Source organism: Mesorhizobium sp. M7A.F.Ca.US.006.01.1.1 (assembly GCF_003997935.1).
Taxonomy (GTDB): Bacteria; Pseudomonadota; Alphaproteobacteria; order Rhizobiales; family Rhizobiaceae; genus Mesorhizobium.
On record NZ_RZQL01000222.1, the window covers coordinates 1 to 11,508 of the forward strand.

Annotated in this window: 10 protein-coding genes, 1 tRNA gene and 1 pseudogene; all 12 read left to right on the forward strand. The window is 61.7% G+C overall.

Going from position 1 to position 11,508, the window contains the following annotated elements; all coding sequences use genetic code 11:
* On the forward strand, nt 1–995 hold a 995-nt coding region (tuf, locus tag EN943_RS28850; RefSeq protein WP_127415579.1), incomplete at its 5' end, for an elongation factor Tu.
* Nucleotides 996–1,357: 362 nt separating this feature from the next.
* Nucleotides 1,358–2,956 carry a hypothetical protein gene (locus tag EN943_RS28855; protein ID WP_127415582.1) on the forward strand — a complete coding sequence of 533 codons (1,599 nt, stop codon included), beginning with the start codon at nt 1,358–1,360 and terminating at the stop codon, nt 2,954–2,956.
* A gap of 262 nt (nt 2,957–3,218) precedes the next feature.
* Nucleotides 3,219–4,874: a hypothetical protein gene (locus EN943_RS28860; RefSeq protein WP_127415580.1), complete on the forward strand. Its 1,656-nt coding sequence runs from the start codon at nt 3,219–3,221 to the stop codon at nt 4,872–4,874.
* 102 nt (nt 4,875–4,976) lie between these two features.
* A complete protein-coding gene (locus tag EN943_RS28865; RefSeq protein ID WP_127415581.1) occupies nt 4,977–5,459 on the forward strand; it encodes a group II truncated hemoglobin in 483 nt (160 codons plus the stop codon).
* A 150-nt stretch (nt 5,460–5,609) separates the two neighbouring features.
* Nucleotides 5,610–5,685 (forward strand) — tRNA-Trp (locus EN943_RS28870).
* Nucleotides 5,686–6,086: 401 nt separating this feature from the next.
* A complete protein-coding gene (gene secE / locus EN943_RS28875) occupies nt 6,087–6,290 on the forward strand; it encodes a preprotein translocase subunit SecE (RefSeq protein ID WP_013531408.1) in 204 nt (67 codons plus the stop codon).
* 27 nt (nt 6,291–6,317) lie between these two features.
* Nucleotides 6,318–6,845, forward strand: a complete 528-nt coding sequence (nusG, locus tag EN943_RS28880; RefSeq protein WP_013531409.1) for a transcription termination/antitermination protein NusG — start codon at nt 6,318–6,320, stop codon at nt 6,843–6,845.
* Between the two features lie 158 nt (nt 6,846–7,003).
* A complete protein-coding gene (rplK, locus tag EN943_RS28885) occupies nt 7,004–7,432 on the forward strand; it encodes a 50S ribosomal protein L11 (protein ID WP_013531410.1) in 429 nt (142 codons plus the stop codon).
* Between the two features lie 4 nt (nt 7,433–7,436).
* Nucleotides 7,437–8,135 (forward strand): 50S ribosomal protein L1, encoded by a 699-nt coding sequence (gene rplA / locus EN943_RS28890; RefSeq protein ID WP_013531411.1) that lies wholly within the window; start codon nt 7,437–7,439, stop codon nt 8,133–8,135.
* A gap of 393 nt (nt 8,136–8,528) precedes the next feature.
* Nucleotides 8,529–9,047 (forward strand): 50S ribosomal protein L10, encoded by a 519-nt coding sequence (rplJ, locus tag EN943_RS28895; RefSeq protein ID WP_013531412.1) that lies wholly within the window; start codon nt 8,529–8,531, stop codon nt 9,045–9,047.
* A 54-nt stretch (nt 9,048–9,101) separates the two neighbouring features.
* A complete protein-coding gene (gene rplL, locus EN943_RS28900; protein WP_027038853.1) occupies nt 9,102–9,479 on the forward strand; it encodes a 50S ribosomal protein L7/L12 in 378 nt (125 codons plus the stop codon).
* Between the two features lie 251 nt (nt 9,480–9,730).
* Nucleotides 9,731–11,508: pseudogene (locus EN943_RS28905) on the forward strand (DNA-directed RNA polymerase subunit beta); the annotation flags it as partial.

Here is an 11,508-nt window from a genome sequence, read left to right on the forward strand (position 1 = left end):
CGCCGGGGAAAAAGGAGCGGGCAAACCGCCACTACGCTCACGTCGACTGCCCCGGCCACGCCGACTATGTGAAGAACATGATCACCGGCGCCGCACAGATGGACGGCGCGATCCTGGTCGTGTCGGCTGCCGACGGCCCGATGCCGCAGACCCGCGAGCACATCCTGCTTGCCCGTCAGGTCGGCGTGCCGTCGATTGTGGTGTTCCTGAACAAGGTCGACCAGGTCGACGACGCCGAGCTGCTCGAACTGGTCGAGCTCGAGGTTCGCGAGCTTCTGACCAAGAACGAATTCCCCGGCGACGACATTCCGATCGTCAAGGGTTCGGCTCTGGCTGCTTTGGAAGATTCGGACAAGAAGATCGGTGAAGACGCGATCCGCGAGCTGATGGCTGCGGTCGATGCCTACATCCCGACGCCGGTCCGTCCGCTCGACAAGCCGTTCCTGATGCCGATCGAAGACGTGTTCTCGATCTCGGGCCGCGGCACGGTCGTGACCGGCCGCGTCGAGCGCGGCGTGGTCAAGGTCGGCGAGGAGCTGGAGATCATCGGCATCCGTCCGACGACCAAGACGACCTGCACGGGCGTCGAGATGTTCCGCAAGCTGCTCGATCAGGGCCAGGCCGGCGACAACATCGGCGCGCTGCTGCGCGGCGTTGATCGTGAAGGTGTCGAGCGCGGCCAGGTTCTGGCCAAGCCCGGCACGGTGAAGCCGCACAAGAAGTTCGTGGCTGAAGCCTACATCCTGACCAAGGACGAAGGTGGCCGTCACACGCCGTTCTTCACCAACTACCGTCCGCAGTTCTACTTCCGCACGACCGACGTGACCGGCATCGTGTCGCTGCCGGAAGGCACCGAGATGGTGATGCCGGGCGACAACATCACGGTCGATGTCGAGCTGATCGTGCCGATCGCCATGGAAGAGAAGCTGCGCTTCGCTATCCGTGAAGGCGGCCGCACCGTCGGTGCCGGCATCGTCGTCACCATTAAAGAGTAATTTGGACCCGGCATTTGCCGATCGACAAGAAAAGGGCGGTCTTCGGGCCGCCCTTTTTTGTTTGCCGACACTAGGCAGATGAGTATTTCGCAGTTCTTTCAAACCTATTGCAAGCACCGTTTCCGCAATTATTATCGGTTGTGTCGAGGGGGCTTTGGCAAAGCGTGTTTTTTGGGCGCCGTTCAAGCAGTATAGCAAGATGGTGGCGTGGGCTGGTTTGCCTGGTTCCGGTGGTCGCGATGGCTATGGTTGCCTTCGCCGCAAAAGCCGGGGATGTCGTTCCGACAACATTATCCGATCCGAGGACATGGGATCCTAACTCATGGTACCTTCCGGGCATGTTGTCCGGCGGTTTTTCGGACATGCAGGTCGTCGTCGTGCGCAGCAACGCGACCGGCTGCGAGCCCAGTTGTCCGGAATGGATTTCGGCAGAAGGCGCCATCACGGCGGGCACGCCAGCGCAGCTCAAGCGTATTTTGAAGACGCTCGGCCGCCGCAAACTGCCGATCGTCGTCAATTCTCCGGGCGGCAATGTCGACGCTGCGCTCCAGCTTGGTCGAATAATCCGCAAGAATAAGCTCGATATCGCCATCGGCACGACCAAGTTTTCCGATTGTTGGCCTGGGATGGAGGATTGCCGGGCCAATGACGGCAAAGGCGCCGCCTATTTCGGCATGGCGTCCGACGGGGGTGCCATGTGCAACTCCGCATGTCCTCTGATGTTTGCCGGGGGCGTCCGACGCGTGGCCGGTGGCTGGGCCTATCTGGGTGTTCATCAGATCACCACCACCTATTTTCCCAGTACGCGGCACTATCGAACCACTTATCGAGTTGTGCGGGGCAAAAAATATCAGATCACCACGGAGACCATCACTCCGGGCGAGAGCTACAAGACCTATGAGATGAGCAAGGCGCTTGCGAGGAAGCTCTCTGCCTATCTCCGGGAGATGGGTGTCGGACAGGGCGTGCTGGACACAATGAAGGCGACGCCGGCCAGCGACATCCGGCAAATCACCCTCCACGATATGCTGTCGATGAAATTAGCCACCAGCACGGACACCGTAGACCTGTTTGCCAGCGCCAGCCTGTGCATGCTGGACAAGTTGGCCCCGAATTGCCGGGAAATACCGGCGAATAAGCCAGCCGGCGGAGAAACGGCTGCCGCCAAGCTGGCCAAGGCGGCAACGATAAAAGCGAAGACCGCACCTTCTGAAAAGGCTGAAGCCCCGCCTTCCCAGCCGGCCAAGGCTCTAGCTACCAAGCCGTTCGAGCCAGCGCCGGGAAACGGGGTGCCTGAGATGCGCTTCGTGGTCGTTCGCGGCAGCGATCCGCTCTGCAATCCCGACTGCCCGGAATGGATCTCGGCGGAAGGCGCGATCACGCCCCAGACCCCGCAGAGGCTTCGCGAGTTGCTCGCCGTGCCTGGCAACCAGCGGCTTCCCTTGTTGATCAGCTCACGGGGAGGCGACTTGTTCAGCGCTTTGACCGCGGGGCGGCTTATCCATGAACGGAAGCTCGCCGTCGCCGTCGCCCGCACCAATATCGTAGGCTGCGACGCGCCCCAGGCAGGTTGCTTGGCTGATAACGGTGCCTATGTCGGGCTGGTCAGCGACTTTGGAGTGGAGTGCGATTCAGCCTGCGCGCTCATGCTCGCCGGCGGCACCAAACGGCTGGTCGATCCCAAGGCGCGGCTCAGCATGTACTCGATGGGACAGAAACAGATAGTTCAAGCCTACCTGAAGGAGATGGCAATCAACCCAGGTCTGTTCGCCGCGATAGGGCTGAACTCGGTCGAGCGTCAGCTCGAACCAGACATGATGCTGAAAGTCGGACTTGTGACCGGGCCGGAGTCGGCGGATGCGCTGACGGGCGCCGCCATTTGCAGATCCTCACCCAAGGCCGACAACTGCCGGCTTCCGCCGGCCGCCAACGCGGAGGCGAACGCGCTACCGAAGCTCTGACCCGCATTGGAGCTAATCGTGCCGATCGCCATGGAAGCACTTCGCTATCCGTGAAGGCGGCCGCACCGTCGGTGACGGCATCGTCGTCACCATCGACGAATAACTACACAGGCTTGTGCCGGTCAGGTTCGAAACAGAAAGGGCGGTCCTTGGCGCCGCCCTTTTCTTTTGCCCCAGAGACCGGTGCCCCCTGTCGCTCGAACCCTGTTGCAAGCCTTTGGACCTCGTCTAGTATAGGTTGCATCAAGGGGCTTTTTGCAGAATGGTTTCAGGGCGCCTTCACCGTTGTCGGGCATTGTGGTCGCTGGCACTGATCTGCCTGTTGGCATTGCTTGCCACGGGTCCGGTAGCCTTTGCGGCGGATGCGGCGCCGGATCTTGGGCCGACGATGCGGTTCGGCATTGTCCGCAGCAACGCACCGGGGTGCGAGCCGATCTGCCCGGAATGGATCTCGGCCGAGGGCTCCATAGAAGCCGGCACGCCGGCACTCTTCAAACGCATGCTGAAGACGCTTGGCGGGCGGAAACTGCCTGTTGTCGTGGATTCTCCCGGCGGCAATGTCGAGGCGGCGCTGACGCTTGGCAGGCTGATCCGCAAGAACAAGCTCGATATCGCCATCGGCAAGACGGTGTTTTCCAGCTGCCAGCCCGGGGCGCAGGGGTGCCAGGACCGTGACGCCCGCTACTTCGGCGATGTCATCGACTATGGCGCCATGTGCAACTCCGCCTGTCCGTTGATGTTTGTCGGCGGTATCAGGCGGGTGGCCGGCGAATGGGCCTATCTCGGCGTCCATCAGATCACCACGACCTACATCCGCACGAAATTGCAATACCGCACCACCTACCGCATCGTGGGGGGCAAGAAGAAGATCCTCAACACAAAGATCGTCAGCCGCAAGAACGCCGGCAGCTACAAGACCTACGAGATGAGCAAGTCGGTGGAGAAGAAGCTGGCGGCATACCTGAAACAGATGGGCATCGAACAAGGCATGCTCGAAACGATGAAGGGCACCCCGGCCAGCGAAATCCACCAGATCGCCCTCGACGACATGCTGGCGATGAAGCTGGTCACCAGCACGGACGCCGTAGGCCTGTTGACCGCGGCAAGCCTGTGCGAGCCCGGCCGCCTGGCCACGAATTGCCGGGAAATGCCGGGGGACAAGCCTGATGGCCTGACGGCGACCGCGGCCAAGCCTACTCCGCTGGCGATAGAACCCGAGGCGGCGCGGCGCGATGAAGAGCGGCGCGATGAAGATATGCGCTTCGTTGTCGTTCGCGGCACCAATCCGCTCTGCAATCCAGACTGCCCGGAATGGATCTCGGCGGAAGGCGCGATCACCCCCCAGACCCCGCAGAAGCTGCGCCAATTGCTCGCCACGCTGGGCAAACGGCAACTGCCTGTCGTGGTCAGTTCGAGGGGAGGCGACCTGTTCAGCGCCCTGGCGGCGGGACGGCTCATCCATGAGAAGAAGCTCGACGTCGCGGTTGGCCGCACCGATTTCGTCGGCTGTGACCCAGGAGCGTGGAATTGCCTGGCCAAAGAGGGCGCCTATGCCGGGCTGAGCATCGATGCGGGCGTGGAGTGCGATTCGGCCTGCGCGCTGATGCTTGCCGGCGGCATCAAGCGGCTTGTCGGTCCCCAGGCGCGACTTAGCCTCTACCTGATGGGGCAAAAGCAGACGGTCAAGGCCTATCTCGACGAGATGGCGATCGGTCCCGCCCTGTTCGCGGCGATCGAGCGGCGCTCGGTCGAGCGCCGGCTGGAACCCGGCATGATGCTGAAGGTCGGACTGACGACGAGCCTGCAATCGGTCGACGCGCTGACCGGTGCCACCATTTGCGAGGCAGTGCCAAGACCCCAGAATTGCCGGATCCGGCCTTCCGCCAATGCCGAGGCTGACGCGCCGGCCAAATTGTAGTGCCGCGGCGAAGTCACGAACTGGCCATCGAGGCAGGTTGAGCCGCTTCCAATTGTTCCGCTATCGTCGCTGCTGGCGGCGCCAGGCAGCGGAGGATCGAGAATGAGCCAGGATATCCCGACACTCTACGAATGGGCCGGCGGCGGCGAGGCCTTGAACCGGCTGACCCAGACTTTCTATGACAAGGTGGCGCAGGACCCGATCGTCGGGCCGGTGTTCAAGACCATGTCGCCGGATCACCCCGCCCATGTCGCGGCCTTCATCGGCGAGGTTTTCGGTGGGCCGAAAACCTACAGCGAGCAGTTCGGCGGCCACCGCGAGATGGTCATGCACCATCTGGGCAAGCATCTGAGCGAGGAGCAGCGCCGCCGCTGGATCAGCCTTCTGGCCGATGCCGCCGACGCGGTTGGCCTGCCCGACGATCCGGAATTCCGTTCGGCCTTCATGGGCTATGTCGAATGGGGATCGCGCCTGGCCAAGATGAACTCCAATCTCGGCGAGACATGCGATCCCGAGACGGAACCGATGCCGGCCTGGGGCTGGGGCGTGCCGGGCGGCCCCTATCGGCCACCGGGTACGAAGTAGCTTCGGCTGCTATATCGTTGCCGAACGGACTGGTTGTCAGCCATCCCGATTTCTGGCGCAGGGGGTTAAGGCGCGTTTGCTTGCAAACCACCCTTTACAGAGCGTGCGGAAGCTTTTAGGAAGCGCCTGCTGCGCCGACATGCGCACGATACGGGCATAGCTCAGTTGGTAGAGCGGCGGTCTCCAAAACCGCAGGTCGTAGGTTCGAGCCCTGCTGCCCGTGCCATTTGTTGGAATGGCACTCAAACGCAATGTTTCGCCATTTCTCAAAAAATGGTGTTTCAAAACGATATTTCCCTGGTCTGGCCTTTGAAAATCGGCGACCCGCTTGCCATATAGGGTCGATTGGGGCATAAGAGCGCCATAGCCGGGACGGAACGACTGGATGGTTCCGAGGCGGTGTTTGGTCATAAAGCGGAGACTTGCCACTTGCGTGGATCAAGAATCGGTTTTATGTAGACGAAACAGACACGCGACGCGTGGAGCTGGGAAGCCGGCTTTACGCGTCTGATTTGCATGGGCGAAATGATTGCGCTGATTCGGCGCGAAATTCGCTCAGGCGGTACGTCCCGGCCAGCGGGATCATCCAGGAGACCCGGCCAACGGGTCTTGAAGACAGAGCGGCATATGGCTTCGAAAACCACAAATCCTTTCGTCTTTCTCCAGCAGGTCCGCGCGGAGACCGCCAAGGTGACTTGGCCGTCGCGGCGCGAAACGATGATCTCGACGGTGATGGTTCTGGCCTTCGCAGTGATCGCGATGATCTTTTTCTTCACCGCTGATCAGCTCATGGGCCTCGCGGTCGAACAGATTCTGGGCATCGGACGCTAAGTCCGGCGATTACGGAGAAGTCTTGAAATGACCGCGCGCTGGTACATCGTCCACGCCTATTCGAACTTTGAAAAGAAGGTCGCCGAGGATATCGAGAACAAGGCCAAGCAGAAGGGCCTGTCTGCCGACATCCACCAGATCGTGGTTCCGACCGAGAAGGTCGTCGAAGTTCGCCGCGGCCGCAAGGTCGATGCCGAGCGCAAGTTCTTTCCGGGCTATGTGCTGCTGAAGGCCAATTTGACCGACGCCGTGTTCTCGCTGGTCAAGAATACACCGAAGGTCACCGGCTTCCTGGGTGACTCCAAGCCGGTGCCGATCACCGAGGCGGAAGCGCAGCGCATCCTGAACCAGGTGCAGGAAGGCGTCGAGCGGCCCAAGCCCTCGGTCACGTTCGAGATCGGCGAAGCGATCCGCGTTTCGGATGGTCCCTTCGCGTCGTTCAACGGTTTCGTCCAGGAAGTGGACGAGGAGCGGGCGCGGCTCAAGGTGGAAGTTTCGATCTTCGGGCGCGCCGTGCCTGTCGATCTGGAATTCGGGCAGGTCGAAAAGGGCTGATCCGAAATCCCTGACGCCGGTTTGGCGATCAGGGGAGGCGGCGCGGAAGCGCGGCCTGAGAACGGTGGGAGACGAATGCGGCTTTAGCCGGCCGCATGGATCGCACCACCAGACTGCAACCGCCGGCATGGCCGGCATAGACAAAGGCAGGAAAAGAGATGGCTAAGAAAATTGCAGGCCAGCTCAAGCTCCAGGTGAAAGCGGGATCGGCTACGCCGTCTCCCCCGATCGGCCCGGCGCTTGGTCAGCGTGGCATCAACATCATGGAATTCTGCAAGGCGTTCAACGCGCAGACCCAGGAAATGGAAAAGGGATCGCCGGTTCCGGTCGTCATCACCTACTATCAGGACAAGTCCTTCACCTTCGTCATGAAGACGGCGCCAGTGAGCTACTTCCTGAAGAAGGCGGCGAACCTGACGTCCGGTTCCAAGGAGCCGGGCAAGGTCAAGGCCGGTACGGTTTCGCGTGACAAGGTCCGCGAGATCGCCACCGCGAAGATGAAAGACCTGAACGCAAACGACGTCGAAGCGGCCATGCGCATGGTCGAGGGCTCCGCCCGCTCGATGGGTCTGGAAGTGGTGGGCTAAGATCATGGCAAAGATTGCAAAGCGTGTATCGAAGACCCGCGAAGGCATCGATCCCAACAAGGCTTATGCCCTGGGTGATGCGCTGAAGCTGCTCAAGGACCGTTCCTCGGTGAAGTTCGATGAGACCATCGAAGTCGCCATGAACCTCGGCGTCGACCCGCGCCATGCCGACCAGATGGTCCGCGGCGTGGTCAACCTGCCGAACGGCACCGGTCGCTCGGTGCGTGTCGCCGTGTTCGCCCGTGGCGACAAGGCCGACGAAGCGCGCGCCGCCGGCGCCGACATCGTTGGTGCCGAGGATCTGGTCGACATCGTCCAGAAGGGCACGATCGATTTCGATCGCTGCATCGCCACGCCGGACATGATGCCGCTGGTCGGTCGTCTGGGCAAAGTGCTCGGCCCGCGCGGCATGATGCCGAACCCGAAGGTCGGCACCGTCACCACCGACGTTGCCGCCGCCGTCAAGGCATCCAAGGGCGGCGCCGTCGAGTTCCGTGTCGAGAAGGCTGGCATCGTCCATGCCGGCGTCGGCAAGGTCTCGTTCGACGTCAAGGCGCTGGAAGAGAACATCCGCGCCTTCGCCGATGCGGTGACCAAGGCAAAGCCGACTGGCGCCAAGGGCAACTACGTCAAGAAGGTGTCGGTCACCTCGACGATGGGCCCGGGCCTCAAGCTCGACGTCGCGACGCTCAACGCGTCCTGATACGAATATTTGGATCGGCCGCTAAGCGGCTGATCCGCAAGTGAATTCCGGACCTCCGACTTGTCGGCGGCCCGGTGCCGGAAGTCGAAAGGCTTCCGGACATCCTGTCCGAGATTGCAGGCGGCCCAGAAGCCTTAATTCGATTTGGGCCTGCATGAGACGGGTGAAGACCGGACAACGGAGCGATTGCTCCAATGAAAGGTTCGAACCGTGTTTGCCTTTTGTCTGCGCATCGCCGGCTTGACCGTCGATGTGGCGAAAGGGGGCAGGATCCTCGAGCGTCGTTCGGGAGATCCGTTACTGGATGGCCCGGCCGACAAAAGGCAACCCGACGCCTGTCCTCGTCAATGGGATGTTCCCGTTAACAGGATTGGGGTCAACTGGAGATAGGCAGTGGACAGAGCGGAAAAACGCGAACTCGTCACGGGCCTGAACGGTGCGTTCTCGAACGCAGGTTCAGTGGTCGTGGCCCACTACGCCGGTATCACCGTCGCGCAAATGAACGACCTTCGGTCGAAAATGCGCGCCGCCGGTGGCACCGTCAAAGTCGCGAAGAACCGTCTCGCCAAAATCGCTCTTCAGGGCACGGACTCCGCATCGATCATCGAGCTGTTCAAGGGACAGACGCTGATTGCTTATTCGGAGGATCCGATTGCGGCGCCGAAGGTCGCGTCCGATTTCGCCAAGGGAAATGACAAGCTCGTCATTCTCGGCGGCGCAATGGGCACCACCTCGCTCAACGCCGACGGTGTGAAGGCACTCGCCACACTTCCGTCGCTCGATGAGCTGCGCGCCAGGCTGGTTGGCATGATCGCCACGCCGGCAACCCGGATCGCCCAGATCGTCAATGCGCCAGCGGCTTCGGTCGCGCGCGTCATCGGCGCTTACGCCCGGAAGGACGAGGCGGCATGAGGCCGTTCCTCGCTATCACAAACACACGTTCGAACCTTATGAAGGAACACAACAATGGCTGATCTCGCAAAGATCGTAGACGACCTTTCGAAGCTGACCGTCCTCGAGGCGGCCGAGCTGTCGAAGCTTCTGGAAGAAAAGTGGGGCGTTTCCGCCGCTGCTCCGGTGGCTGTTGCCGCCGCTGGCGGTGGTGCGGCTGCTGCTGCTCCGGTCGAGGAAAAGACGGAATTCGACGTCGTCCTCACCGAGGCAGGCGCTCAGAAGATCAACGTCATCAAGGAAGTCCGCGCCATCACCGGTCTTGGCCTCAAGGAAGCCAAGGATCTGGTCGAAGCGGCTCCGAAGCCGGTCAAGGAAGCCGTTTCCAAGGCCGACGCTGACAAGTTCAAGGCCCAGCTGGAAGCAGCCGGCGCCAAGGTTGAACTGAAGTAAGCGTAAAAGCGGCGGGCGGCCTCGCGCCGTCCGCCACTCCCTTCGCCCGAAGGGAGAGCGCGTAACGCGAGATCTACGAGAACCTCTTTCCTGAGGGCCGAAAATCGGCCTTCAGGAAACGGGTTTTCTCCCGTTCTAGCCGGCCGCCGACAGGCGCCGGGAAAACAGACAGAGGGTTGCCGCCAAGGTGGCCCAGCATGCAAGGCGAGCCGCGGCGAGGCTCGTCCCGAGTTTAGAGCTAAGGAGCGACGATGGCCCAGACCCAGACTTTCAATGGCCGCAGACGCGTACGCAAGTTCTTCGGAAAGATTCCGGAAGTTGCGGAGATGCCGAACCTGATCGAGGTTCAGAAGGCATCCTATGACCAGTTCCTGATGGTGGCGGAGCCCAAGGGTGGGCGTCCGGACGAGGGACTGCAGGCCGTTTTCAAGTCGGTCTTCCCGATCTCCGATTTTTCCGGCTCCTCGATGCTGGAGTTCGTGAAGTATGAGTTCGAAGGACCGAAATTCGACGTTGACGAATGCCGTCAGCGCGACCTCACCTATGCCGCGCCGCTCAAGGTGACGCTGCGCCTCATCGTGTTCGATATCGACGAGGATACCGGCGCCAAGTCCATCAAGGACATCAAGGAGCAGGACGTCTACATGGGCGACATGCCGCTCATGACCTTGAACGGCACCTTCATCGTCAACGGCACCGAGCGCGTCATCGTTTCGCAGATGCACCGCTCGCCGGGCGTCTTCTTCGACCATGACAAGGGCAAGTCGCACTCGTCGGGCAAGCTTCTGTTTGCCGCGCGCGTCATCCCCTATCGCGGCTCGTGGCTCGACATCGAGTTCGATTCCAAGGACGTCGTGCACGCCCGCATCGATCGCCGCCGCAAGATTCCGGTGACGTCGCTGCTGATGGCGCTCGGCATGGACGGCGAAGAGATCCTGTCGACCTTCTACAACAAGATCACCTACAAGCGCGCCGGCGACCATTGGCGCATTCCGTTCAACGTCGAGCGTTTCCGCGGCCTCAAGGCCGTCGGCGACCTGGTCGATGCCGATACCGGCGAAGTCGTCGTCGAAGCCGGCAAGAAGATCACCGCGCGTCAGGCACGGGCGCTTGGCGAAAAGGGTCTGAAGGCGATCAAGGCGACCGACGAGGATCTGCTCGGCAACTATCTTGCCGAGGACATCGTCAACTACGCCACCGGCGAGATCTTCCTCGAGGCCGGCGACGAGATCGACGAGAAGACGCTGAAGGTTCTGCTCGGCACCGGCGAAGACGAGATCAAGGTTCTCGACATCGACCACGTCAATGTCGGCGCCTATATCCGCAACACGCTCAACGTCGACAAGAACGAGAGCCGCCAGGACGCGCTGTTCGACATCTATCGTGTCATGCGCCCCGGCGAGCCGCCGACGCTCGAAACCGCCGAAGCCATGTTCAACTCGCTGTTCTTCGACAGTGAGCGCTACGATCTGTCGGCCGTCGGCCGCGTCAAGATGAACATGCGGCTCGAGCTCAAGGCCGAGGACACCGTGCGCGTGCTGCGCAAGGACGACATCCTGGCCGTGGTCAGGACGCTGGTCGAACTGCGCGACGGCAAGGGCGAGATCGACGACATCGACAATCTCGGCAACCGCCGCGTGCGTTCGGTCGGCGAGCTGATGGAAAACCAGTACCGCGTCGGCCTGCTGCGCATGGAGCGCGCGATCAAGGAGCGTATGTCCTCGATCGAGATCGACACGGTCATGCCTCAGGACCTGATCAACGCCAAGCCGGCGGCTGCCGCCGTGCGCGAGTTCTTCGGTTCCTCGCAGCTGTCGCAGTTCATGGACCAGACCAACCCGCTGTCGGAGATCACCCACAAGCGCCGCCTCTCGGCGCTTGGACCGGGCGGTCTGACCCGCGAGCGCGCCGGCTTCGAAGTGCGCGACGTGCACCCGACGCATTACGGCCGCATCTGCCCGATCGAAACGCCGGAAGGCCCGAATATCGGTCTGATCAACTCGCTGGCCACCTTCGCACGCGTCAACAA

Coding starts and splice junctions, on each gene's coding strand:
- secE (WP_013531408.1), top strand. CDS start 6,087: ATGGCTTCGAAAACCACAAATCCTTTCGTCTTTCTCCAGCAGGTCCGC.
- nusG (WP_013531409.1), top strand. CDS start 6,318: ATGACCGCGCGCTGGTACATCGTCCACGCCTATTCGAACTTTGAAAAG.
- rplK (WP_013531410.1), top strand. CDS start 7,004: ATGGCTAAGAAAATTGCAGGCCAGCTCAAGCTCCAGGTGAAAGCGGGA.
- rplL (WP_027038853.1), top strand. CDS start 9,102: ATGGCTGATCTCGCAAAGATCGTAGACGACCTTTCGAAGCTGACCGTC.
- EN943_RS28865 (WP_127415581.1), top strand. CDS start 4,977: ATGAGCCAGGATATCCCGACACTCTACGAATGGGCCGGCGGCGGCGAG.
- EN943_RS28855 (WP_127415582.1), top strand. CDS start 1,358: ATGCAGGTCGTCGTCGTGCGCAGCAACGCGACCGGCTGCGAGCCCAGT.
- EN943_RS28860 (WP_127415580.1), top strand. CDS start 3,219: ATGGTTTCAGGGCGCCTTCACCGTTGTCGGGCATTGTGGTCGCTGGCA.
- rplA (WP_013531411.1), top strand. CDS start 7,437: ATGGCAAAGATTGCAAAGCGTGTATCGAAGACCCGCGAAGGCATCGAT.